Origin of the sequence: Cryobacterium sp. CAN_C2 (genome assembly GCF_015751745.1) — a bacterium.
Classification (GTDB): Bacteria; Actinomycetota; Actinomycetes; order Actinomycetales; family Microbacteriaceae; genus Cryobacterium.
This window is the reverse complement of the sequence record NZ_JADOUX010000022.1, coordinates 1-24,660: the sequence shown is the minus strand read 5'-3', so window position 1 is coordinate 24,660 and position 24,660 is coordinate 1. Positions and strand designations below refer to the sequence as shown.

Here is a 24,660-nt window from a genome sequence, read left to right as displayed (position 1 = left end):
CTGCGGCCCGGCAAACACTCCGCGCACGTACGCTGGAGACATGACCCTGACGCCGCGCGTATACATCATTCATGAGAACCCCGACTGGTTGCCGCCGTTCACCGCTGCGTTCCTGGCCGAGGGTGTTGACGCAGAAGAGATCCTGCTGACGAAAGGCTCGATTGACCTCGACACCGAGCCGGCGCCGGGCGTCTACTGGTCGCGCATGAGCGCTTCGGCGCACACCCGCGGCAACACGCACTCCAAGGACTTCACCCGGGCCTACCTCTGCTGGCTCGAGCAGTCGGGCCAGCGCATCGTCAACGGCGGCGACACGATCAACTTCGAGGTCAGCAAGGTTCAGCAGCACCGCGCCCTCCGCACGGCGGGATTCGATGTGCCCACGACCGTGGCGGTGTTCGGCCGCGACGGCCTGCGCGAACGCTCGCGCGAGTTCACCCTGCCGTTCATTACCAAGCACAACCAAGGCGGTAAGGGTCTCGGCGTGCGCCGGTTCGACTCCTACGACGCGTTCGACGCGTATCTCGCCTCGCCAGAGTTCGAAGAGCCCGTCGACGGCATCACCCTGCTGCAGGAGTACCTCGTCGCCGAGCGCCCATTCATTACTCGGGTTGAATTCGTTGGCGGTCGCTATGTCTACGCCGTGCGGGTCGACATCTCAGCGGGCAGCTTCGAGCTGTGCCCAGCGGATGCCTGCCTCGTCGCACCCGGCGACACTCCCGGCGACGCTCCCGGCGACACTCCCGGCGACGCCCCGGCGGCCCCGTTCTCTCTGCGGGAGGGCTTCGACGGCGACCCGCTGATTGCCCGGTATGAGGCGTTCCTCGCCGAGCAGGGCATCGAGATCGCCGGCGTCGAGTTCATCGAGACCGCTGACGGCCGCCGCGTGACCTACGACGTGAACACGAACACCAACTACAACCCCGACGTCGAGGCCGCCGCCGAGTTGCCCGCCGCCCGCGCGATCGCCCGGTTCCTGGGCAGCCTGCTCCCCGCACGCGTGCCCGCCTGACCCGCTTAGACCACGGGTAGTCGAGTGTCGGAGGCTCGGGGCAGATTGGGGCCCGGAGGGAGGCCACAAGGACTACCCAACCGACGTCGGTCGACCCGCCCCAGTCGTATCGCAGCCCAGCCCTCTCGCCGGGCAAGATTGTGCCCTCGGGGCCGATGCTCTTTGTCGGTGGGCAGAACGGAACCGACAACACCGGCGTTTTGCTCGAGGGGCTCAAAGCACAGACCCCGCACGTCATGCGCAACGTGCTCGCCGGAGCCGGCGATCGTGCGCATCCACCAGTGCCCTAGAACAGCGGCCAAGGAACGGCCGGCATCTCGCCGTGTGGGGCCGGAAACCGGGCGTCGGACCGCAATCGGGCGCAACGTGCGGCGAGAGCAGCAATTTCTTCGTCGCTGAGCAGCTCTGTGAGGGTCTCGCCGAGCTCACCGGCCAGGTGCTCGCTGACGCGGTCGATCCCAGCGAGCTCATCCGCGGTGAGATCGTCGCCCAGCCAACCCCACAGTACGGTTCGAAGTTTGTGCTCGGCGTGAAAAGTGACGCCGTGATCGACTCCGTGACGGTGTCCGTTGGCCATCGCAAGAATATGGTCGCCCTTGCGATCGGCGTTGTTCACGACCACGTCGAACACGGCCATCCGGCGCAACGCCGGCGAATCCTCGTGGATCAGCGTGACCGGACGACCCTTCTCATCCGTACCCTCAAGCACGTGGCGCCATCCGGCTTCGGGAACGGCATGCGCTGAGACCAGGTCAACGGCGTCCTGTGCTGGGTCGGCGTCCTGCCACAACTGCACCATCCCCCGGCCCATCGGGCCGTCGCGCAGCCACGTGAGCGGCACGACGTTCCAGCCGAATGATTCAGACACCAAGTACGCCGCGGCCTCGCGGCTGGCGAGATTTCCATCGGGAAAATCCCACAGCGGTTGCTCGCCGGCTATCGGCTTGTAGACCACCTGTACGCCCCCGATCTTCGCCAGGAACGTCGCATTGGAGGCTATTCTGATTCGCCCCGTGAGCTCAATCGTGCCGTCGTCCAGGTCGGCCGGGGCGATCATCAGTCGGCGGGTTTCGTGCAGTCGTGCCCGCTTGCGTCGATGGGGTTTCCGCAGAGCAGGCACATGGGCCGGCCCGCCCCCACGACCTCGCGGGTTCGCTTCGCGAATGCCCGAGCGGTGCCGACGGGCATCCGTACCAATAACACTTCTGCTGGCTCCTCGGAATCCGCTTCAAACGCCTCGTCATCGCTCTGCTCAAACCGGTACGCCTCAATCACGACCTGCACGGTGGAAGGGTCCCAGGCCAGGCTCATGCCGCTGGTTCGGAACTCCTCTTCAACGGGCTGCTCGAGTGGATCGTTGTCGACGAGTTCAACGGGAGTGGTGGTCGGGATGCTGAACGGGTTACCCTCAAAGTTGCTCAGTTGGTCGAGGATCTCGTCGATCTTCTCGGCGAGGAGAGCCGATTGTTGTTTCTCGAGGGCGACACTCACGATCTGGGCTCCGGTGCGCGCCTGCAGGTAGAACGTGCGCGCCCCCGGCAGACCGACGGTGCCCACGACGACGCGATCCGGCCAGGCGAACTCATGCACGATTGTAGGCATACGACTATTTTACGCGCGCGATTTGTGCGTCGACTGATGCCCGGCCCCACCACCGACCGGGGCGTCCTCCGAGCGGATGCTCGCAGCGAGCCAGGAGAGATCGGCGGAATCGGTGTTGGTGGCGTGCACGCTCGGGCGGTTGGTGCCGTAATGCACGATCGAGATCGACGCGGGGCCCACATTGATGCGCTGGAACAGGTCGAGGTGCATGCCGAGCGCGTCGGCCAGGATTGACTTGATGATGTCACCGTGACTCACTGCCACCCAGACGGCTCCGGGTCCGTGCTGCGCTTCGAACGCCGCGTCGAACCGCCGAATTGCGGCGACCGATCTGGCTTGCATTGCCGCCATCGACTCGCCGCCGGGAAAAACGACTGCTGACGGCTGGTTCTGCACCACCGGCCACAGGTCGTGCATGGCAAGATCGTTGAGGGCTCGGCCCTGCCAGTCACCGTAGTCGCACTCCGTGATGCCCTCCTCGATCGGCGTCACCGGGGAGCCGGCTTGGTGATCGAGGATGAGTTGCGAGGTCTGCCGGCAGCGCTCGAGGGGGCTCGAGACCACGCCGACCAGCGGTACCACGGCCAGGCGCTCACCGGCACGGGTCGCCTGGTCAACCCCGATCTGGTCGAGCCGCACCCCAGCCATGCGTCCGGCGAGGATGCCATCGGCATTCGCGGTGGTGCGACCATGTCGCACAAGAATAACTGTAGCCATGCCTACAGCCTAGGCATCCATTTCGGCGTTGCTGCACACAGAGACCGCCGACGATTGCTGGCACCCTTCGGTCGCGACGGCAACGAGTGGCAGGACACCCACCGTCACGAAGCGCTCGAGAGTGCATCTCACTGCCCGGATCGGATTCGGATGAACCAGCCAATCCGCGGGAGGGTTCTCAGGGGCACAGCCGCGGTAGGAACCGAATCAGAGCGGATGCGACAGCCCGTCAAATGTCAGCTCACGACCCAGGATGTTCTGGGCCGCACGGTGGCCAGAGCGCAGCGCCGCCGTCACCGTTGCGGGATCTTCCGTCCAGGTCGCCTCGCCCGCGAGGTGCAGCACACCATCGACCGGAGTGGCCAACCGGTCGTGGTCCGCGGGGGTCGATCCGGGCTTCATGTACGCGTACGACCCGCCGGAGTAGGGATCGTCCTGCCAGCGGGTGATCAGCACGTGCTCAGGACGCTCAACCCGCTCCCCGTAGAGACCGCGCAGGGCTTCCAGCACCGACGCGGCAATCCGGTCGTCGTCCCACTCTCGCGTCTGAATGGCGCTCGGCCCCGCCGCGAAGGTGAGAAGCGTCGGTACCCCGTGCAGGTCCGTCAGGTCGTACCAGGAGTGCCACCACTCGCCGGCCGTGCCCTGCTGGCGAATCGCGTAGACATCGTCGTCCCAGAACCTGGTCGGGAAGCGCAGAAACACCTTCTCGAAGTTGTTCATCTCGAAACCGGCGATGGCGCTGGCGAGCCATTCGGGCAGAGCGGGATCAAAGACAAGGCCACCGGACTTCAGAACGCCGATCGGAACGGTGACGACGACCTGGGCCGTGGTGAACTCACCCCGGGTGGACCTGACGGTGGCTCCGTTGTCCGACCACTCGACGCGCGTGACCACGTGCTCAAGCCTGACGTCGAGCCCCTTGGCCAGGTTCGCCGCGAGCTGGTCGAAGCCGTCGGGGAAGACGACCTCCTCACCCGCCACAGTGTCGTCATCGAGGCCGTGCGCATCAACGTCCCCGGCCCACACTCCGTACTGCTCTTCGGAGCGGTGCAGCAAGAACTCCCGCACGCGCTCGGCGCGGTCAGCATCCCAGTGCAGCCTGGCACGGGTCGAATCGATGGCTTCCTGGTACGAACTCCCCAGTGCGGAGGCGTCGATTGTGACCGACAGGTGCTTGCCGAAGTCGCGAACGTCGTCGGCGAACCCGTGGATGGCCTCATCGCTCAGGCGCTCGCCGGTTGGCCCGTAATACGCGATGGGGCGCCCGTCTGGCTGGTAGCTGCCGACAGTGAACTCGACCGTGCGCAAACCGAAGTAGCCCACCACATCGGCCAGCGGGTTGTCATCGACGCCGTGAATCCACGAGGCGCCACGGTCGCTGATGAAGCCGTCAGAGCGCTCGGTCCAGGTGCGGCCGCCGATGCGATCGCGCGCCTCGAGTACAACGACACGCTGCCCGGCCTGCGCCAGCAGCCGTGCGGCGGTGAGTCCAGAGACGCCCGCACCGATGACAACGGTGTCAAAGTTCTTCATTGGCTCAATGTAGCAACCCGCCCCCGGATACGACAAAGCCTGACGTACAGCCCCGCGGAAAAGCCCCGCCAAGGCGCGCGGCGGGCGGGCGGGCGGAGCGTTGTCAACAGTGTGCGCCCCATTTCATACAGCTGCCCGCCCTGTCCGGCCCGGCCCGGCCCCCCAGTCGAACTGCTGATTAGTCCGGGCGCAGGCTCCGCGACGCCCACCCTACTCACGCGAATCGCCGGTTCGGAAGCACCCGTTGACGATACTCGGGGTATTTTCGGCGCAGGACCGCAGCCGGCGTGATCGGGTGTGGGAACGGCGAGCCGAGCATGCTGGTTTCGAGTAATGGGCTGTGGCTTCGCGGCGACGGCCACGAATCATGACTCGAGAGCGCGCGTCCTACCCAGGTACATCAGTTCCCAGAGGGCCTTGGTTTCGGTGTGTTCCTCGACCAGCACGTCGTCGAGGTAGCGGCGCAAGACGAGGGTTCCGGCGAAGCGCAGGTAGGCGGCGTCGAACCTCATCAGGCGCGCGAGCACCTTCGCGGCCGGCGGAACGACGTCGATGAACCGGGTGCGCAGCAGCGTCTGCTCCCGCTCGAAGGTGATGGTGAAGCGGTCCGGGCCGGCGCGGTAGTCGTAGGTGAGGGCATCCGCTACCGGTTTGCCGGTGGAAACGTCGATGCCGATGCGATCCGTGCTGACGGCCACCTTGGTGCCGTCGTCGGCAACCACAACGCCGTCACGGGCGAGGTGCAGGATCGTCAGCGGCTCATACCCGTAGGCCTTTTCGGCGGTGATGTGAGCGGCGATCAGACTGTACGGCCCGACCTGCGCGCGGCCCCAGTACCAGTTGTGCATGAGTTCGCGCATGGGAGCATCGCCCCAGTTGTGGTCGTGATAGCCGATGCCCGTGGCTCTTTCGACCTGCCCGTCGACCGAATATTCCGCTTCGACACGCCCGTTCGGCACCGCCACAAACCAGGCGAACGTTTTCTCGACCCCGTTGCGGGCAAACATTTCGTACCCGGTCGCGGGCCGCCAGGCCGGTACCGTGCCGGCGAGCGTCACGGTCACCGTGACGTTTTCAATGGATGCCGCCACCCGGTAGGTCTGCAGGTCACCGCTGAAACGGTTCTCACCGATGCGCACGTCGCAGCCCTCGGCGGAAGCGCTGAACTGCGTGGCGTCGGCTGCGAACGTTGTCTCGAACGACCTCCCGTCGGGCAGGTCGAGGTTGATGGTCACGAACGGAGCCAGCCGGGTGTTGGGCGTTGCCGGGTTCTTCGTGTAGAAACCGACGACGAGCTTGGCACCGTTATCGAGATTTGCGTCGAAATACCACCACTCATACGACCCACGACGGTTCGGGTCGGTGCGCAGGCCGTCTTCGAACACCTCCGCCCGAAGCGGGTTGAGGCCGAGCCGCGCGAAGTCAGCCGAATCAGAGGCCAGGCGCACGCCGGTCGCGGGGCGGACACTCGTCGTGATCATGACTCTCCTTTTACCGATGACCTAGGTATACACCGCCACTATCCGAGGCACCAGATCCTGCGGTTCAGCCTGTATGGATTGCGACGGCGCTGCCATCAGTGAAATAGGTGCAAACATGGTCAATCGTAATCGAAATCGAAATCGTAATCGTGGTCGTGGTCGACGCGATGACGCCGCGGTTGGCCAGGCGGGTGTCGGTACCTCACGTGTTGTCCGTGATGACGACGCCAGCAATGAGTAATGGCACACCCGAACACATGCTTTCTCACGTCACCTACCCGAATAAGGGTGAAAAATACGCTGGCCCTGGGCATAAAAATGCGGTCGGACCTGATGAACAGGGCCGACCGCATTCGGTTAGCGAATTTCGCTTTTACGCATCACGCAGGTGGAAGCGGGTTCAACATCGGGCGTCCTCAGCGAACACGAGAAGCACGACGTTGTCCACGGTCAGGGCGAAGGACTAACCCTGCTTGACGCTGACGAGGGCTCCATCGGGATCGTAGTGGTTGTTTGCAAAGTCAATCTTCGTTGTGGTCGGAGCAATCACAGCGCAGTCCGCCAGACGAGAATCATGGCCGAAGGTATTGTCGGTGATCGTCGCCCCTGCGATCGGGCCGTAGGACTTTTCAGCGATGTTCACGGTGCAGGCTCCACCATTGGCGAAGTTGCCGGTGAATGTGAAGTCAGAGACCTTTCCACGGTCCTGGGTGATCTGTACAGCGGCACTGTGCGAATCGGTGAGCCGACTACCGGTCACGGACACGTTGTTTCCGGCCTGGATCTGAATGCCATCGTCGTGGCTGGGTGATCCGCCCTGGTTCGGGTCATTGCTGTAATGCATGTGGTCGTGGATCCAGGAGTCCTGAATACGCACGTCGCTGCCGGTGATGTGGATGCCATCGATCACGTTGTTGATGTTCAGGCGAGTGGCGGTGAAGTTGTAGCCGTAGATGCCATTGGCATCGGGCGACGCGGTGGTCGGGGACAGCTCGGTGTCGGTGACGACAAGGTTGCTGAATCCACCCAGGTTGTTGATGAGCGCTCCGGGGCCGTTCATGGTTCCACCGCGAATGATGGAATTCTTGATCGTGACGTCGGGGGCGCTGATCTTGACCAGGCCATGGATGTCGAGGCCGTCGAGCACGGTACCGGCCTCGGTGACGTTGATGTCGCCCTCGTGCACGGTGAGCGCTGTTCCGGCCGGGACACCAGTGTTGGAGTCACCGGGCACACCACTCGTTTCCGGAGCGGGCGCGGGTGCCGGAGCAGGCGCCGGAGCGGGCGCCGGAGCAGGCGCGGGCGCCGGAGCAGGCGCGGGTGCCGGAGCGGGCGCGGGTGCCGGACTCGTTGCGGAACGCTCAAAACCCGTAACCGCGAGGTTTAGGGTGACGTCAGCGCCGCTACTGGAGGCGGTGACCTTACCGTCCGTGTTCGAGTTCACGGGAACCGTGATGGTTTTCGTAGCGCTGGTGCCCGATGGTGCGGTGAAGGAATACGCTGATGCGTTCTCCGGGCCGACGGCAATTTTGACCTTGCTGCGGCTCTTGACCCCAGAGGTGGAAAACTTTATATCAACGGATTTCAGTTCTGACGGCAGCGTGTCCAGTTGAGTGGACACGCTTCCCCCGGCCGGAATATCGATGGAGGCGCTGGTCTTGTCGAAAGCCGTGGTGTCGGCACTGGCCGGAGCTGCGGCGAGGCCGGAGAGGGCGATGACGGATACCGCGAGTGCCGAAAGAATAGCTAGTCGTGGACCCGCGTGCGGGGTGCCATCGGCGACAGTCTGCGGGGTACGAGTTGAATTTTGGTTGTTCGTTGGTGTTGGGGTGTGTCTAAAAGCCATAAGTTAGTTACGTATATTCCCTGTTATGCACAAGTTCGGAGCGTGCAGGTGATCGGCTGTAGGGAGCCACAGTGTACCCAAGAAGCATTACTCACTAATGGTGGGCACACAAATCGAGTCGACACTTTTGCGCAGTACCCGGCGGGCGCGCTGTTTCAAAAAAGCGGCCGGACCTGCGTTAACAGGGCCGACCGCTTCGAGTCTGGGATTTAGCGCTTACGCTTCTCCCGCACGCGCATGCTGAGGTTGATCGGGCTTCCCTCGAAGCCGTAGATCTCACGCAGGCGGCGTTGGATGTAACGACGGTAGCCCGGGTCGAGGAAGCCGGTGGTGAACACCACGAACGTCGGTGGGCGGCTTGAGGCCTGGGTGCCGAACAGAATGCGCGGCTGCTTGCCACTGCGCACGGGGTGCGGGTGGGCCGCGGCGAGCTCGGCCAGGAAGGCGTTGAACTTGCCGGTGGCGATGCGGGTGTCCCACGACCCGAGCGCGAGTTCGAGGGCCGGAACCAGCTTCTCCATGTGGCGACCGGTTTTGGCCGAGATGTTCACGCGCGGGGCCCAGGCCACGTGGGCGAGGTCCTGCTCGATCTCACGTTCCAGGTAGCGGCGACGGTCGTCGTCGATCTGGTCCCACTTGTTGAACGCGAGCACGAGCGCACGGCCCGATTCGATCACGAGGTCGATAACACGGATGTCCTGCTCACTGATGACCTCGGTCACGTCGAGCAGCACAACGGCGACCTCGGCCTTTTCGAGGGCAGCGCTGGTGCGCAGCGAAGCGTAGAAGTCGGCACCCTGGGACAGGTGCACTCTGCGGCGAATACCGGCGGTGTCGACGAAACGCCACACCTTGCCGCCGAGTTCAACCTGCTCGTCAACCGGGTCGCGGGTCGTGCCGGCGAGCTCATTGACAACAACGCGCTCCTCCCCCACGACTTTATTGAGCAGGCTGGACTTGCCGACGTTCGGGCGGCCGAGGATGGCTACGCGGCGCGGGCCGCCGACCTCCTGCTTGGCAACATTGGAGATTTCGGGCAGTACGAGCAGAATCGCGTCGAGCAGGTCGGCAACACCACGACCGTGCAGGGCGGAGACCGGCCATGGCTGACCGAGGCCGAGCGACCACAGGCTGGCCGCTTCGGGCTCCTGGCGCACGTCGTCAACCTTATTGGCGATCAGGAAGACGGGCTTGCCGCTCTTGCGCAGCATGCGCACGACGGCCTCGTCGGTTGAGGTTGGGCCCACGTTGGAGTCAACGACGAACATGACGAGGTCGGACAGGTCGATGGCGATCTCGGCCTGGGCGGCGACGGACGCGTCGATGCCCTTGGCGTCGGGCTCCCAGCCGCCGGTGTCGACCAGGCTGAACTTGCGCTCGTGCCATTCCCCCTTGTAGGCCACGCGGTCCCGCGTGACACCGGGGGTGTCCTCCACGACGGCCTCGCGGCGGCCGAGGATACGGTTGACCAGCGCCGACTTACCCACGTTAGGACGACCGACGATCGCTATAACCGGAACGGCCGGCAGGTACTGGATGGCGTCGGGGTCGTTCGTGACGGCCTGAAGCACGTCGAGGTCTTCCTCGTCCAGGTCGTAATTGTCGAGGTCCGTGCGCAGGGCGGCGGAACGCCGGGTGGCAAGTTCCTCATCGAGGTTGGCGAGTCGTTCCGCCAGCTCGGTGTCGAGCGCTGTGCTCGTGTCGTCGTATTCGTTACTCATTCAAAGCCCGCTTCGTGCGTGTGTGTATGACGTCGATGACCGCTTCAACGGTCTGCTCGAAGTCGAGATGGGTGGAGTCGACGGTTATCACACCGTCTGCAGCGCTCATGAAATCGACAACCTGTGAGTCAGCGCGATCACGCGATCGCAGCTGTTCTGCCACGGTTTCAGCCGATTGGGTCGTTATTTCCGCAGAGCGTCTGGCCATTCTAGCCTCCTCCGATGCCGTGAGTAGAATGCGCACCTCGGCCTCGGGGGCGACGATGGTGGTAATGTCGCGCCCTTCGACCACGACGCCCGGTCGATCCACGTTCGCGGCGAGGCTGCGAAACAGCTCGGTGAGTGCGCCCCGCACCGCGGGAACACGAGCCACAGCGCTGACCGCAGCGCTGACCTCCGGCGAGCGGATGGCGTCGGTCACGTCGGTCTCTCCCACAGTGACGAAGTATTCGTCTGGATCGGTACCGATCGAATAGTCGAAGTCTTTCAGGAGCGCGGTGACGGCATCCGCTTCGGTCGTATCGGTGCTGCGGTCAAGCACCAACCAGGCCAGCGCACGGTAGGCGGCGCCGGTGTCAAGGTAGGCGAAGCCGAGGCGGCGTGCGGCCGCACGGCTCACGCTCGACTTGCCGCTGCCGGCCGGCCCATCGATGGCGACAAGGGTGGGGAGAGAGTGACGTGCCATGCGGCTAACCAGCAATCCGCCAGCCGCGGGCGGCCAGCTCTTCGGTGAGGCGCGTGACGGCCTCGGGCAGTACAGAGATTTCGGCGAGGCCGATCTGGGCGCCCGGCGAGTGTTCCAAGCGTAAGTCCTCGAGGTTAACGCCGAGCGCGCCGATGTCATTGAGTAGCGCCGCGATTTGGCCTGGCTCGTCGTTGACCATGACGACCATCGAGGCGAACCGGCGGTCCTGCCCGTGTTTGCCGGGCAGGCGGGCCACCCCGGCGTTGCCGCCGGCGAGTTCTTCGGCGACCTTACGCTGCGCTCCGGGCGCAGCCGGGTCTTCGAGGGCGTCGATGAACCGGTCGAGGTCGTCGCGGAAGGCCAGCAGCACATCGCGCACCGGGCCCGCATTGGCACCAAGAATCTGCACCCACAGGTCGGGGTCGCTGGCCGCGACGCGCGTCACGTCGCGCAGGCCCTGACCGGCGAGGTTGAGCGAGGAATGCGCGGCCCCGGTGAGGCGGAGGGCCATCAGGGTGGAGATTACCTGCGGCACGTGCGAGACGAGCGCGACGCCGAGATCATGTTCCTCGGGGGTCATCTCGACCAGGATGGCGCCGAGGTCGAGAATGAGATCATCGATCGCACCGGCCTGCTGATAGCTGATTGCGTCGTGCGCGGCCACCACCCACGGGCGGCCGATAAACAGGTCGGCGCGGCCGGACAGCGGGCCGCCCTTCTCCCGACCGGCGAGCGGGTGCGACCCAATGTAGCGGCTGATATCGGCTCCACGCTCCCGCAGTTCGGCGAGCGGGGCGAGCTTGACGCTCGCTACATCCGTCACGATCGCGCCCGGGTAGGTCTCGAGTTCTCTGGCAACGATCTCGGCGGTGACGTCGGGCGGCACGCACACCACGATGAGCTGCGGCAGGTCGCCGGGCCGGGCGGCGCGGCCGGCGCCATAGTCGATGGCGATGCGCAGGTTGGTCGGTGAGGCGTCAGCGAGGATCGTCTCGATCTGGCGATGGCGCAGGCCGAGGCCCACGCTGGTTCCGAGTAGGCCGACGCCGACGATACGCACCGGGCCGACGAGGCGGCTTTCAGCCATGGTTCAGTCCCTGGTCTCAGTCATTGATCGGTGTCGCTGGTACGTTAGTTGGCGTCGGGCCGCGCACTCGGCGCCTGGCGGGACACGGTGAGCAGCTGGCCCAGTTCTTCGCGGGTCAGTTCACGCACGGCGCCCTGCTGCAGGGTGCCGAGGTTCAACGGTCCGAACTGGCGACGCACGAGGTCGACCACGGGATGACCGACGGCGTCGAGCATCCGTCGTACGATGCGGTTGCGACCGGAATGCAGGGTGAGCTCGACCATGCTGGAGCCGCCGCCGGGAGGGCTCGTGAGGACGCGCGCCTTGTCGGCGTGGATGGGGCCATCGTCGAGTTCGATGCCGCTCTGCAGCTGGCCAATGGTCTGCGGCGAGACTCGGCCCTCGACCTTGGCGATATAGGTCTTCGAGACGCCGAAGGAGGGGTGGGCGAGCACGTGCGCGAGGTCACCGTCGTTGGTGAGGATGAGCAGGCCGCTGGTCTGGGCGTCGAGGCGGCCCACGTTGAACAGGCGTTCATCGAACTGGTCCGTGAATTCGCGCAGGTCGGGGCGTCCGCTTTCGTCCTGCATCGAGGAGACGACGCCGACCGGCTTGTTGAGCATGAGGTAGCGGCGGGTGGTGTCGAGCTGCACGGCCACGTTGTCGACGGCGACCTGGTCGGTTTCGGGGTGCACACGGCGGCCGAGCTCGGTGACGACTTTGCCGTTCACGCGCACGCGCCCGGAGGTGATGAGGTCTTCGGAGACACGACGGCTGGCGACGCCGGCCGAGGCGAGCACCTTCTGCAGGCGCACGCCGTCGGCCGCGGCCTCGGGATTGAAGTTGGGGTCGCGAGCGGCGTCCGGGGGAAAATTGTCGTAATTGGTCACAGTAGATCCTCGAATCCATCGGTGCCGCCGTCGAGCAACGGCGAGAGGTGGGGTAACTCGTCGAGCGAGTTGATTCCGAGCTGGGTGAGCAGCAAGTCTGTGGTGGCGTAGTTGATCGCGCCGGTGTCACTGTCGGTGAACGCCTCGGTCACGAGGCCGCGACCGAGCAGGGTACGCACGACGGAGTCGACGTTGACGGCGCGAATGCTCGCGACCTGGCCGCGACTGATCGGCTGTTTGTAGGCGATCACGGCAAGGGTTTCGAGGGCCGCCTGGCTGAGCCGGCTGGGATTCTGCGTGAGCACAAAGTCGGTCACGAGCTCGTCGTGCGTGGCGCGCACGTAGATGCGCCAGCCGCCGGCCACCTCGCGCAACTCAAAACCGCGGCGAATGGTTCGGGAACCGTCGGGCGCGGCAATGCCGTTGAAATCCGCCACGAGCCGGGCAACGGATGCCGACACCTCTGTGATCGGCCGCCCCACGGCGGTTGCGAGGTGCACGAGGCCCTGCGGTTCGTCGGCGACCATGAGCACGGCTTCGAGCTGCCGGTCGAGGGTGTGGGCCGGTGTTTCACCGGCTGCGGCATCCGTTTTCGGGGTGCGTGGCCGCGTGTCGGTGGCCTGGTCCTTAATTGTCATAGTCGGCCCCCAGTGACGCCAGGTTTTGATCGGACCACGAGTCGGTGCTCCAGCGTAGGGTGAGCTCGCCGAGGGGCTCGATTTGGTCGAAGGAGACGGCACCGTGGCGGTACAGCTCGAGCACGGCAAGAAAGCGGGCGATGATGACGCCCTTCTGGTTGGCACCGGCGATCAGCTGGCGAAACGAGACCGGCTCCCCCGGCTCGAGCATGGCGACAACGTAGGCGGCCTGTTCGCGAATGCTGACGAGCGGCGCGTGCAGGTGGTCGAGGCCCACAACGGGCAGCTTGCGGGGTGCGAGGGCGACGGCGGCCACGGCGGCGAAGTCGGCGAGTGAGAGCGTCCAGACCAGCTCAGGGGTCTTCTGACGGTACTTCTCTTCGAGGCGCACCGAGCGCACGTGGCGGCGGGTCTCGGTGTCGAGCTGACTGTTGAACCAGGTCGAGGCTTCTTTGAAGGCGCGGTACTGGAGCAGACGGGCGAACAGCAGGTCGCGGGCTTCGAGCAGGGCCACGTCTTCGGCCTCGACGAGCTCGCCCTGCGGGAGCAGTCCGGCCACCTTGAGGTCGAGGAGCGTCGCAGCGACGACGAGAAACTCGGTGGCCTGGTCGAGCTCTTCGGCGGCGTCGAGGCCGCGCAGGTAGGAGATGAACTCGTCGGTGACCTGGCTGAGCGAAATCTCGGTGATGTCGAGTTCGTGCCGGGTGATCAGTTTCAACAGCAGGTCGAACGGGCCCTCGAAGTTGCCGAGGGCGACCGAAAACGCGGGCTTCTCGGCCGCGCTAGGCGACTGCGCCACGGTGGATCAGTTCGCGGGCCACCTGTAGGTAGGCCTTGGCGGCCGCGTGCTCGGGCGCGAAGTCGGTGATCGGCACCCCGGCCACGCTCGCGTCGGGAAATTTCACGGTGCGACCGATGACGGTTTCGAGAACACTGTGTCCGAACGCGTCGACGACGCGCTCGAGCACCTCGCGGGAGTGCAGGGTGCGGGAGTCGTACATGGTGGCGAGAATGCCGTCGAGTTCGATGGCCGGGTTGAGGCGGTCGCGCACCTTGTCGATGGTTTCGATGAGCAGGGCAACGCCGCGCAGGGCGAAGAATTCGCACTCAAGCGGAATCAGTACGCCGTGACTGGCGGTGAGCGCGTTCACGGTGAGAATGCCGAGCGAGGGCTGGCAGTCGATCAGGATGACGTCATAGTCGCCCGAGACCTTGCGCAGCACGCGCGCCAGAATCTGCTCGCGGGCAACCTCGTTGACCAGGTGCACCTCGGCGGCGGAGAGGTCGATGTTGGCCGGAATGACGTCGAGTCCCTCGACCAGGGTCGGCTGAATCGCGTCTTTCGGGTCGACCTTGCCGTTGAGCAGCAGGTCGTAGATGGTGGTGACGTCGTGCGTGGGCACCCCGAGGCCGGCCGACAGGGCGCCCTGCGGATCGAAATCGATTGCGAGCACCCGGCGGCCGTAGCTGGCCAGGGCAGCACCGAGGTTGATGGTCGTTGTGGTCTTGCCGACGCCACCCTTCTGGTTGCAGAGGGAGATGATGCGGGCGGGGCCGTGGCTTTTGAGCGGCTCCGGTTCGGCGAACTCGTGTTTTTCGCGTCCGGTCGGACCGACCGGTATGTCGTCGAAACCGGGAAGCGAAATTCGCTCGCTCAACTTACGCGTCACTGGCCCGCCCTTGATTTGTCCTGCACCCATCACTTGGTCGATTGTAGCGAGTGGAACGGCCGGTCGCCGAAAGGATCGCCGCGCTCCCCCTCGCGAGAGCGGAAAAATTGTTGCTTCACGGCTGCTGACGCAACCATGTACCCGCTCGCGCGGACCTATCAGCGGGCTCGGGGGTGGGACAGTGTGTACATGTCGCGCAGGGTGTCTGCGGTGACCAGGGTATAGATCTGGGTGGTGGCGACCGAGGAATGGCCGAGGAGCTCCTGCACCACCCGCACGTCGGCGCCCCCGGAAAGCAGGTGCGTCGCAAACGAGTGCCGCAGGGTGTGCGGCGACACGGGCACTGTGAGTCCGGCGCGTTCGGCCGCGGCGCGAATGATCAGCCAGGCGTTCTGCCGGCTGACCCGTTGGCCGCGCAGGCCGAGGAACAGGGCCGGCGTGGATCGTCCGCGCACCGACAAGATCGGCCGGGCCCGCACGAGATAGTCCGAGACGGCGGCGCGCGCAAAGCTGCCGACCGGCACGATGCGCTGTTTATCACCCTTGCCGGTGAGGCGCACCGAGTCGAACATCTCCACGAGCACGTCGTCGACGTTGAGATTGACCACCTCGCTCACCCGCGCTCCGGTCGCGTACAGCAGTTCGAGTAGGGCTTTGTCGCGCAGGCGCTGCACATCGTCGCCGTCGGTCGCCGCAAGCAGGGCGGTAACCTGATCGATCGAGATCGCCTTGGGCAGGCGCAGGGCAAGCTTGGGAGGTTTGGTGTCGTGCGCGGCATCCGCTTCGACCAGGCCCTCATCGAGTAGAAAGCGGTGGAATCCGCGCACGGTGGAAAGTATTCGGGCGACCGACGCCGCTGTCAGCGGCGACTCCGGGCGCTGGCGGAGATGCTGAACGAACGCTGAGATGTGCTGCCGGGTGACGGCCCGCAGGTCGGCGATCGGTCGCGGCGGGGCGGCGGCACTCGTGGCGGCCGTGGCGGCGGTCGGGTCGGCGGTCGGGTCGGCGGTCGGGTCGGCCGCCAGCCACGCCGTGTACAGCCCGAGGTCGCGACGGTAGGCGGCGACGGTGTTCGCGGCGAGGCCGCGTTCGACCGCCACGTGCCGCAGATAGGAATCCACCGCCGTAGCGATCGCCATCTTCAGACCAGGCGCTCTCAGGCCGTGATGTTTCGATTAAGCGAATGCCGCGGCCACGGCAGGTCCGCCGGCGCGAGTGTGCTCCACCCGCGTGAACGGGCCACCTGGGCGGACAGAACGCCGACGATCAGAATCGGGTTCGCGATTCTTCGCGCCATGACGGCGTCGACGCACTCGTCGAGCGGTACCCAGCGCAACTCGATATCGGCTTCCTCGTCGGTGCGGTCGAACGCAGCAACCGCAGAGACGCTCCGGGCGAGGTACACCCTAATAGCCTCATTGCTGCCACCGGGCGAGGTATAGAACTCGGTGAGCAGCGCCCACTCGGAGGCGACAACATCCGCTTCTTCGGCCAGCTCGCGCTGGGCACCGACAACGGCATTCTCACCGGTCACGTCGAGCAGGCCGGCCGGTAATTCCCAGCCACGCAGGCCGGTCGGGTGCCGGTACTGCTTGATCAACAGCACCCGGTCGTGTTCATCGAGTGCGAGCACAGCGACCGCGCCGGGGTGGTCGAGGTACTCGCGGGTGATGTTCGTGCCGTTATACGCGAACGAGTCGCGGCGCACGTCCCAGATGGCGCCGTCGTAAACGACGTCGCTCGCGGTCAACTCGACCGCCAGTACGTCATCCTGCAGGAGGCCATCAGGCACTGAGTTCTTCTTTCACCTCGAACAACCGGCTGGCCTGCTGGCGGTCGAGCGCTGCTTTGATCAGACCGCGAAACAGCGGATGAGCGTGGTTCGGTCGTGACCGCAACTCCGGGTGGGCCTGCGTGCCGACGTAGAACGGGTGCTCGTCGCGCTTGAGTTCGACGTACTCGACCAGGTGACGGTCGGGCGAGGTTCCGGAGAACCAGAGGCCGGCGAGGGCGATCTGGTCGCGGAACGCGTTGTTGACCTCGTAGCGGTGGCGGTGACGCTCGGAAGCCTCGTTGGCGCCGTACAGTTCAGCGACAAGGGAACCTTCGGCGAGGCTGGCCGGGTAGAGGCCGAGGCGCATGGTACCGCCGAGGTCGCCGCCGGCAATGATCTCGACCTGCTCTTCCATGGTCGCGATGACCGGAAATTCGGTCTCCGGATCGAACTCGCTCGAGGAGGCACCGGGCAGGTTGGCCTTGTTGCGGGCGTATTCGATGACCATGCACTGCAGGCCGAGGCACAGGCCCAGCACGGGAATTCCGTTTTCGCGAGCGAATTTGAGGGCGCCGAGCTTGCCCTCGATGCCTCGGATTCCGAAGCCGCCGGGCACGCAGATGCCGTCGAGCTCGCCGAGCAGGCGGGCTGCTCCCTCGTCGGTTTCGCAATCGTCGGAGCCGATCCACACTATTTTGACCTTGGCCTGATTGGCGAATCCGCCGGCTCGCAGCGCCTCGGTGACCGAGAGGTAGGCATCCGGCAGGTCAATATACTTGCCGACCAGGCCAATCGTGACCGCGTGCTTGGGGTGACGGACAGCTTCGAGGAGGTTCTCCCAGCCGGTCCAGTCGACGACGTCGGCCTCGAGGCCGAGGGCGTTGACGATGTACTTGTCGAGGCCCTGGTCGTGCAGCATGGTGGGGATCTCGTAGATCGATGCGACATCGACAGCGTTGACGACGGCGTCTTCTTCAACGTCGCACATGAGCGCGATCTTGCGCTTGTTGGACTCGGAGACGGGCCGGTCGCTGCGCAGCACGAGGGCGTCGGGCTGAATTCCGATGGAACGCAGGGTGGCGACGGAGTGCTGGGTGGGCTTGGTCTTCTGCTCGCCGGCCGCGCCGAGGAACGGAACAAGCGAGACGTGCACGAAGAAGACGTTGCCGCGGCCAAGTTCGTGGCGCACCTGGCGGGCCGCCTCGAGGAACGGCTGCGACTCGATATCACCGACGGTGCCGCCGACCTCGGTGATGATCACGTCGGGGCGCATCTCCGCGATCGCCTGCAAGCGCATGCGGCGCTTGATCTCGTCGGTGATATGCGGAATGACCTGCACGGTGTCGCCGAGGTACTCGCCGCGGCGTTCCTTGGCGATGACCTGCGAGTAGATCTGCCCGGTTGTCACGTTGGCCGATTGGCCGAGGTTGATGTCGAGAAAACGTTCGTAGTGCCCGATGTCGAGGTCGGTCTCTGCACCGTCGTCGGTCACGAAGACCTCTCCGTGTTGGAACGGATTCATCGTTCCCGGGTCGACGTTGAGATACGGGTCAAGCTTCTGCATGACGACTCGCAGGCCGCGTGCAGTGAGTAGGTTTCCCAGGCTGGCCGCCGTCAATCCCTTACCGAGCGAGGAGACCACTCCCCCGGTCACGAAGATGTGCTTCGTCGTGCCGTTGGGGTTGTTCTGGCCGTCTGACCTGTCCGCAATTATATTTTCCACCACGGGCTTCAATGCTATCACTTGGATTTTGTCACTTACTGTTCGGTGGAAGTTCGGTCGGAGAGGACTGCGCAAGGTCGAGCAGTTCCCGGGCATGTTCGAGGCCGCTCTTCGAGTCGGGCAAACCCGAGAGCAGGCGGGCCATTTCGGCGGCACGGTCGTCACCGCGCAGCTGGCGCACGCTCGACGCGGTGACGGAACCGTCGCTGTCTTTGACAACGCTGAGGTGGTTGCCGGCGAAGGCGGCGACCTGGGCGAGGTGGGTGACCACGATCACCTGGGCGGTCTCGGCGAGTCGGGCGAGTCGTCGGCCGATTTCAATCGCGGCGGCGCCGCCGACGCCGGCGTCGATCTCGTCGAAGACGAAGGTCGGCACCGGGTCGGTCGCGTTGATGACGACCTCGATGGCGAGCATCACCCGGGACAGTTCTCCACCGGATGCCCCGCGCGCCAACGCTCTCGGTTCGGCGCCCGCGTGCGGTTGCAACAGCAGGCGTACGAGGTCGCTGCCGGTGACGGTGAACTCCGGGCCGAGTTCGACCGCCACGTGGAGCACGGCATCCGGCATCGCCAGCGCGCCGAGCTCGGCGGTCACCCGGGCACCGAGCTGCACGGCCGCCGCTGCGCGTAACGCGGTGAGGGCGGCGGCTCGCGTGGTGACCAATTTGTGGTCGGCATCCGCTTCGGCCGTGAGCGTTTCGATGCGGTCCGAGTCGGAGTCGAGTTCGAGCAGCCGCGTGCGGCCGGTATCGAGAAACTCGATGGCTTCCCCGAGGCCGCCCGGATATTTGCGGGCGAGGATGCTCAGTTCGGAGCGGCGTTCCTGCACGATTTCGAGTTCGCGGGCGCCGTCGGCGTCGAGGCCGGCCAGGTAGCTGGAGAGTTCGGCGGCGATGTCGGCGACGACGAAACCGACATTGGCAATGGCGGCGACGAGGGGTGGCAGGGCCACATCGTGGACGGCGACCCGGTCAAGGGCGCGCCGGGCGGTCTCGAGCAGGGCGACGACGTCGGGCAGATCGTCGGGATTGTCTTCGGCGGAGATGAGCTGGCGGGCCTGTTCGCCGGCCAGACGCAGTTCTTCAAGGTTACCGAGGCGCTCGGCGCGTTCGCCCAACTCGGCGTCCTCGCCGCGTTGCGGGGCGACCGTTTCAATCTCGGCAATCGCGGCGCGCAGGTCGTCGGCCTCGCGGGCGCGCAGGTCTTGTTCGGTCTGGAGCCGGTCAAGATCGGCCTGGTTGGCCTGCCAGCGGTGGAAGGCGTGCTGGTAGTCGCCGAGCACGGCGGCGAGGTCGGAGCCGGCAAAGCGATCGAGGGCGTCGCGCTGGGCGGCGGCGGAGCGCAGGCGCACCTGGTCGCTTTGACCGTGCACGACGACGAGGTCGTTGCGCAGGTCGCCGAGCACGCTCGCGGGCGCGCCGCGGCCACCGACCATCGCGCGACTGCGCCCTTCGCTTGAGACGGAGCGTCCGAGAATGAGTTCGGGGCCGTCGAGGTCTCCCCCGGCATCACGCACCCGGTCCGCGACAGCGCTGGCGGGGTCAATGACCCAGCGACCCTGTACGAAACTCTGCTTCTGGCCCTGACGTACGGTGCCGGCATCCGCTCGATCGCCGAGCAGCAGTCCGAGAGCGGTGACCACCATGGTCTTACCGGCGCCGGTTTCGCCGGTGACGGCGGTGAATCCGGGGCCGAGCGGTAGCGTCGCCTCGGCAATGACGCCGAGGTCGCGAATGAATAGTTCGTCGATCACTCGCGGCCTCGATCCCTGGGGACCGGCCGCGCCGACCATCCGATGCGCGCGATCACTCGCGGCCTCGATCCCTGGGGACTGGCCGTGCCGACCATCCGATGCGCGCGATCACTCGCGGCCTCGATCCCTGGGGACCGGCCGCGCCGACCATCCGATGCGCGCGATCACTCGCGGCCGACCGGGCCGCGCCAGCCGGTGACGGGCAGGTTGAATTTATTGACCAGGCGGTCGGTGAAGGGGCCGATATGCAGGCGGGCCAGGCGCACCGGCACACTGGAGCGTCGCACGATCACGCGGGCTCCGGTCGGTAGATCGTGGGTGCGGCGTCCGTCGGCGCACAGCACGGCGCGGGCGCCGGTACGCGAAAGAACCTCGACGGCGAGCGACGATTCCGGGCCGACCACCAGCGGCCGGGCGAACAGGGCGTGGGCGCTGAGGGGAACCAGCAGCAGCGCTTCAACGCCGGGCCAGACAATCGGGCCGCCGGCCGAGAACGAATAGGCGGTCGAGCCGGTCGGGGTGGACAGCACGACGCCGTCGCAGCCGAACGAGGACAGCGGGCGACCGTCCACCTCGACGACGACCTCAATCATGCGTTCACGGCTGGCCTTTTCGACGGTGACCTCGTTGAGAGCCCAGGTTTCGTAGACGACCTCGTCGGCCACCTTGACCCGGACCGATAGGGCGAGGCGTTCTTCGACCTCGTAGTCCCCCTTGAGGGCGCGGTGCACGGCCTCACCGAGGTCGTCGCGCTCACTCTCGGCGAGAAATCCGACGTGGCCGAGGTTGATGCCGAGCAGTGGGGCCGAGCAACCGCGCACGAGTTCCGCCGAACGCAAAATGGTGCCGTCACCGCCAAGCACGATGACCAGTTCCAGCTCAGCGGTCAACACGCTCTCGCCGAGAATCGCGATGTGCCCGTTGAGCTCGGGCGAGGAGGCGAGGAGATCGGCCCGTTCGTCCACGGCGAGCACCGGCACAGCGCCGCTGGCGATGAGCTGCTTGCAGACCGTCGCGGCGGCCTCAAGCGAGTCGGCGCGACCGGTGTGGGCCACGATGAGAAAGTACCGCGGGGTGTAGCTCAACTCGTCACGCTCCCACCAGTGCTTCGATCCGGTCCATCCATTCTGTCGGATTTGTGCCGGCCGTGGCGCTCATCCAGCACAGATACTCGTGATTTCCGGCCGCCCCGATGATGGGTGAGGCGATGACGCCGCAGACTTTCAGGCCGAGGTCCCAGCCGGCCCAGAGCACGCCAGCCACGGAGTCGGAGCGCAGTCCCCTGTCGTGCACGATGCCCTCACGAATGCCGCCACGGCCCACCTCGAACTGCGGTTTGATCAGCAACACGAAATCGGCGCCCGGCGCAGCCGTGGCCACGAGGGCTGGCAGCACAGTGGTGAGCGAGATGAACGACAAGTCGGCCACGACAAGGTCGGGTCGGGTGTCGATTCCAGATGCCCCGGCGAGGGTTTCCGGGGTCGCATAGCGGATGTTGTAGCCCTCGACCAGCTTCAACCGCGGCTCGGTCTCCAGTTGCGCGGCGAGCTGGCGATGTCCGACATCGGCGGCGATGACCTGGGCGGCACCGCGTTCGAGCAGTACCTGGCTGAAACCGCCCGTGCTCGCGCCGGCGTCGAGCGCCGTGCGGCCGGTGACGGTGAGGTTGAATGCGTCGAGGGCGGCGTTGAGCTTGTGGGCCCCCCGGCTGACGTAGTGGTCGGTCGCAGCCACATCAAGAACGGCGTCCGCTGAGACTTTGGTGCTGGCCTTCACGACCGGTACGCCGTCCACCGTGACGAGGCCGTCGGCAATGAGTTTGGCAGCGACCGTTCGGGAGCGAACCAGCCCACGATCGGCCAGGGCGGCGTCGAGGCGGCAGGCGGGCATCCGTTCTGGGAGGACATCAAACGGGTCAGCGTCGTTCAGGACAGCGTCGTTCAGGACAGCGTCGTTCAGGTCAGCGTCGTTCAGGTGCTCAGGCATGGGTGCGTCTGTTTCATGGTCGTGTGGGTTTTTCGGCGCGGGGGCCTCAGCGCCATTCATGCCTGGCCCGCCTGGTCGGTATCAGCTTCAACGTTGACATCAGCGTCTTCGAGCTGTGCGCGCAACCGCTCCTGCAGCTGTCCGAAGGCCTTGGCGCGCTGGTCGAGCGGCTGGCTCTCGATGTCGGCCAGTTGCGCGGCGAGATCAACCGGTACGGGATCGGGCATGACGGGCTCGGGGTTCACACTGTCTAGGCTACTGCGCGAGATAGAGTCGCTCCGGAACGTTGAGTCCGTAAATCGCCCGTCCCGATCGGTAGATCGCTGCGCAGGCGGCGCGCAGCAGGTTGATACCGCCGTCGCCGTCCTTGACGATTTGCACGTCGTTACCGTTGATGCGCACGCTCGCGCCGTTCACCGTGGCGGTCGAGCCATCCTTGGAGAACACGGTTTCCGGGTAGGGCTCGTGCAACTGCTGGAGGTTCTCAATAATGAATGCCGGCCTCGACTCTTTGTCGGCGGCGAGGGCCTGCTTGGCCCGGTCGATGCCGGTGAGCACGAGCACAGCGGGGATTCCGGCCCGATTGGCACCCAGGATGTCGGTGTCGAGTCGGTCACCGATGAAGAGCGCATTTTGCGCGCTGAAACGGCGCGTGGCCTCCAAAAAGATGGCTGCTTCGGGTTTGCCGGCCACGAGCGGCAGTCGGCCAACGGCGGTATGAACGGCGGAGACGAGCGTCCCGTTGCCGGGTGCGATGCCGCGCGCGACCGGGATGGTCCAGTCCGTGTTGGTTGCGATCCACGGAATTCCCATGCCCACACCGTCGGCGTTCAACGCGAACGCCGCCTCGGCCAGGTGCACCCAGCCGACCTCCGGCGCGAAGCCCTGAATCACCGCGGCCGGCTTGTCGTCGGCCGAGCGGGTCACCACGAATCCGGCCTTGACGACCTCGTCAACGAGCCCGGCGCCACCAACAACGAGGATGCTCGCGCCGGGAGCCACCTGTTCCGCCAGCAGCCGCACGGCCGCTTGGGGGGAGGTGACAACATCCGCTGCCTCCACCGTCAGCCCGAGCTGAGTGAGGTGGTCGGCGACCGACTGATCGGTGCGCGAGGCGTTGTTGGTGATGTAGCCCACGCGAATGGTCTCGGCGGCACGGTTCAGGCTCTCGACTGCAAGGGGAATCGCCGCCTGGCCCGCATACACCACACCGTCAAGATCGGCCAGCAGAACGTCAACGCCGGCCAGCGGCGTCGCCGACTCAGGCTTTCGGCGATGCAGCATCCGGCTCCGTCTCGGTGTCGATGGATACGGTGTCGATGGATACGGTGTCGTCATCTCCGGCGTCAGCGGCGAAGTAGGCGAGGGCGTCGTCGTCGTCGTCTTCCATCTCTTCGATTTCGATGGTTTCGTCATCGTCGCCGGAGGCACCGATGGCGGCGTCGGCGCGGGAGGCCCGCTCGAGCCACTCGTCGGCTTCGCCCTCACGTCCGAGTTCGGTGAGCACCTCCGCGTACGCGGCAAACAGCTCGGGGCTGTAGGAGAAGGCCGTGTTGGGGTTGAGCTGCGGAATTTCGAGCTCGACGAGCGCAGCATGCGTTTCACCGAGGTCCAGGCGTGCCCCCGACATGGCGATGGCCAGGCCCACCTGCACGGCGGGGGGCAGCGTGCTGCGGTCGACCGAACGGCCGAGCTCGAGGGCACGGTCGGGGCGGCCGACGCCACGTTCGCTGTCGACCATGAGGGGCAGCTGGTCGTTCGAGCCGGAAATACGACGGTAGGTGCGCAGTTCGCGCAGGGCCAGGGCGAAGTCACCGGTGGCGTACGCGGTGATCGCGAGGCTTTCGCGCACCACACCGATGCGGCCGGCCCGGCGGGCGGCGCTCATCACGTGCTGGTGGGCGAGCTGCGGGTTTTCGTCGATGACGCGGGCGGCCATGGCCAGGTGGCGTCCGACGGTTTCGGCGTTCTCCTTTGTCAGGGTTTTGAGTTCGTTGCGTGCAATGCGGTCAAGGTCGTTGGCCGAAATGTCGTCGGGAAGTTCCGGGTCGTCGTGACGCGGACGCACCGAACGCAGCTCGCGCTGCATGCGCTGCTCTTCGGTCATCTCCTCTTCGACGACGCGCGCATCGCGGTCGTTACGAGCCGGGGCACCGTCGCGCGTCCACAGTTTCTTACCGGCATCGACCCGCGGCGCACCGGCACGGTTAGGCGAGCCGCCGCGCTGGGTCCACGGCTTGCTGTCGTTGTCGGAGCGCGGCCGGTCGCTGCTGGGCCGGTCGCTGCTGGGCCGGTTGCTGCGCTCGGGGCGTGCCCCATCCTTGTCCCAGGGTTTGCGGTCCCCGCCCTGCCCGGGATGGTCCGAGTTGCCGCGGTACGGAGCACGATCGTTGCCGCCGGACGGACGGTCCGAGTTACCCCGGTACGCCGGACGCTCGCCCTGAGCGGGACGGTCAGAGTTACCCCGGTACGGAGCACGATCGTTGCCGCCGGACGGACGGTCCGAGTTACCCCGGTACGCCGGACGCTCGCCCTGAGCGGGACGGTCAGAGTTACCCCG

The 24,660-nt window shown here is 65.9% G+C and carries 24 protein-coding genes; 2 read left to right on the top strand and 22 right to left on the bottom strand.

Translation table 11 applies throughout. The features are described 5' to 3' along the window. Positions 1-40 precede the first annotated feature (40 nt). Both IWX77_RS14765 and IWX77_RS17235 read left to right on the top strand, forming a co-directional pair. The gene (locus tag IWX77_RS14765; RefSeq protein WP_196845285.1) at positions 41-1,012 is read left to right on the top strand and encodes an ATP-grasp domain-containing protein; all 972 of its coding nucleotides are present in this window, start codon (positions 41-43) and stop codon (positions 1,010-1,012) included. A 155-nt stretch (positions 1,013-1,167) separates the two neighbouring features. Further along, on the top strand, positions 1,168-1,302 hold the full coding sequence (locus tag IWX77_RS17235; RefSeq protein WP_297412870.1) for a hypothetical protein: 135 nt from the start codon (positions 1,168-1,170) through the stop codon (positions 1,300-1,302). Here IWX77_RS17235 and IWX77_RS14760 read toward each other — a convergent pair. The 22 genes from IWX77_RS14760 to IWX77_RS14655 form a co-directional block, all read right to left on the bottom strand. Then, the gene (locus tag IWX77_RS14760; RefSeq protein ID WP_196845284.1) at positions 1,299-2,069 is read right to left on the bottom strand and encodes an SCO1664 family protein; all 771 of its coding nucleotides are present in this window, start codon (positions 2,067-2,069) and stop codon (positions 1,299-1,301) included. The two genes, IWX77_RS17235 and IWX77_RS14760, sit on opposite strands and share 4 nt — an antisense overlap. Next, on the bottom strand, positions 2,069-2,614 hold the full coding sequence (locus tag IWX77_RS14755; protein WP_196845283.1) for a DUF3090 domain-containing protein: 546 nt from the start codon (positions 2,612-2,614) through the stop codon (positions 2,069-2,071). Before IWX77_RS14755 ends, IWX77_RS14760 begins: the two co-directional genes overlap by 1 nt. A 9-nt stretch (positions 2,615-2,623) precedes the next feature. Beyond that, positions 2,624-3,331, bottom strand: a complete 708-nt coding sequence (locus tag IWX77_RS14750; protein WP_196845282.1) for a histidine phosphatase family protein — start codon at positions 3,329-3,331, stop codon at positions 2,624-2,626. 207 nt (positions 3,332-3,538) lie between these two features. After that, positions 3,539-4,867 (bottom strand): flavin monoamine oxidase family protein, encoded by a 1,329-nt coding sequence (locus tag IWX77_RS14745; RefSeq protein ID WP_196845281.1) that lies wholly within the window; start codon positions 4,865-4,867, stop codon positions 3,539-3,541. Positions 4,868-5,232: 365 nt separating this feature from the next. Next, positions 5,233-6,348 carry a hydroxyneurosporene dehydrogenase gene (locus IWX77_RS14740; RefSeq protein WP_196845280.1) on the bottom strand — a complete coding sequence of 372 codons (1,116 nt, stop codon included), beginning with the start codon at positions 6,346-6,348 and terminating at the stop codon, positions 5,233-5,235. A gap of 463 nt (positions 6,349-6,811) precedes the next feature. Then, positions 6,812-8,194: a hypothetical protein gene (locus tag IWX77_RS14735; protein ID WP_196845279.1), complete on the bottom strand. Its 1,383-nt coding sequence runs from the start codon at positions 8,192-8,194 to the stop codon at positions 6,812-6,814. Positions 8,195-8,403: 209 nt separating this feature from the next. Next, positions 8,404-9,915, bottom strand: a complete 1,512-nt coding sequence (gene der, locus IWX77_RS14730) for a ribosome biogenesis GTPase Der (RefSeq protein WP_196845278.1) — start codon at positions 9,913-9,915, stop codon at positions 8,404-8,406. Next, complete coding sequence (cmk, locus tag IWX77_RS14725; RefSeq protein WP_196845277.1) at positions 9,908-10,600, bottom strand: (d)CMP kinase; 693 nt, start codon at positions 10,598-10,600, stop codon at positions 9,908-9,910. The genes der and cmk overlap by 8 nt, the downstream gene beginning before the upstream one ends. A 4-nt stretch (positions 10,601-10,604) precedes the next feature. After that, positions 10,605-11,687: a prephenate dehydrogenase gene (locus IWX77_RS14720; protein WP_196845276.1), complete on the bottom strand. Its 1,083-nt coding sequence runs from the start codon at positions 11,685-11,687 to the stop codon at positions 10,605-10,607. Between the two features lie 44 nt (positions 11,688-11,731). After that, positions 11,732-12,481 (bottom strand): pseudouridine synthase, encoded by a 750-nt coding sequence (locus IWX77_RS14715; RefSeq protein ID WP_297412878.1) that lies wholly within the window; start codon positions 12,479-12,481, stop codon positions 11,732-11,734. A 71-nt stretch (positions 12,482-12,552) separates the two neighbouring features. Continuing rightward, positions 12,553-13,194 carry an SMC-Scp complex subunit ScpB gene (scpB, locus tag IWX77_RS14710; RefSeq protein WP_196845274.1) on the bottom strand — a complete coding sequence of 214 codons (642 nt, stop codon included), beginning with the start codon at positions 13,192-13,194 and terminating at the stop codon, positions 12,553-12,555. Then, positions 13,184-13,993 (bottom strand): segregation and condensation protein A, encoded by an 810-nt coding sequence (locus tag IWX77_RS14705; protein ID WP_196845273.1) that lies wholly within the window; start codon positions 13,991-13,993, stop codon positions 13,184-13,186. The genes scpB and IWX77_RS14705 overlap by 11 nt, the downstream gene beginning before the upstream one ends. Next, entirely contained in the window at positions 13,977-14,894 is a 918-nt protein-coding gene (locus IWX77_RS14700; protein WP_196845272.1) for a ParA family protein, read from the bottom strand. The genes IWX77_RS14705 and IWX77_RS14700 overlap by 17 nt, the downstream gene beginning before the upstream one ends. Before the next feature lie 128 nt (positions 14,895-15,022). Next, entirely contained in the window at positions 15,023-16,003 is a 981-nt protein-coding gene (locus tag IWX77_RS14695) for a site-specific tyrosine recombinase XerD (protein WP_196845271.1), read from the bottom strand. Between the two features lie 17 nt (positions 16,004-16,020). After that, positions 16,021-16,656, bottom strand: coding sequence for an NUDIX domain-containing protein (locus IWX77_RS14690; protein ID WP_196845270.1), 636 nt, complete (start codon positions 16,654-16,656; stop codon positions 16,021-16,023). Continuing rightward, the gene (locus tag IWX77_RS14685) at positions 16,649-18,361 is read right to left on the bottom strand and encodes a CTP synthase (RefSeq protein ID WP_327012230.1); all 1,713 of its coding nucleotides are present in this window, start codon (positions 18,359-18,361) and stop codon (positions 16,649-16,651) included. The genes IWX77_RS14690 and IWX77_RS14685 overlap by 8 nt, the downstream gene beginning before the upstream one ends. Positions 18,362-18,392: 31 nt before the next feature. Further along, positions 18,393-20,114, bottom strand: coding sequence for a DNA repair protein RecN (gene recN, locus IWX77_RS14680; RefSeq protein ID WP_196845268.1), 1,722 nt, complete (start codon positions 20,112-20,114; stop codon positions 18,393-18,395). A gap of 164 nt (positions 20,115-20,278) precedes the next feature. After that, a complete protein-coding gene (locus IWX77_RS14675) occupies positions 20,279-21,199 on the bottom strand; it encodes an NAD kinase (RefSeq protein ID WP_196845267.1) in 921 nt (306 codons plus the stop codon). A 4-nt stretch (positions 21,200-21,203) separates the two neighbouring features. Next, complete coding sequence (locus tag IWX77_RS14670; RefSeq protein ID WP_196845321.1) at positions 21,204-22,004, bottom strand: TlyA family RNA methyltransferase; 801 nt, start codon at positions 22,002-22,004, stop codon at positions 21,204-21,206. A 152-nt stretch (positions 22,005-22,156) separates the two neighbouring features. Further along, entirely contained in the window at positions 22,157-22,345 is a 189-nt protein-coding gene (locus IWX77_RS14665; protein ID WP_196845266.1) for a hypothetical protein, read from the bottom strand. A 10-nt stretch (positions 22,346-22,355) separates the two neighbouring features. Then, the gene (locus tag IWX77_RS14660) at positions 22,356-23,384 is read right to left on the bottom strand and encodes an HAD-IIA family hydrolase (RefSeq protein WP_196845265.1); all 1,029 of its coding nucleotides are present in this window, start codon (positions 23,382-23,384) and stop codon (positions 22,356-22,358) included. Next, a partial coding sequence (locus IWX77_RS14655; protein WP_196845264.1) for a hypothetical protein occupies positions 23,362-24,660 on the bottom strand: 1,299 nt, incomplete at its 5' end. The genes IWX77_RS14660 and IWX77_RS14655, both read right to left, overlap by 23 nt.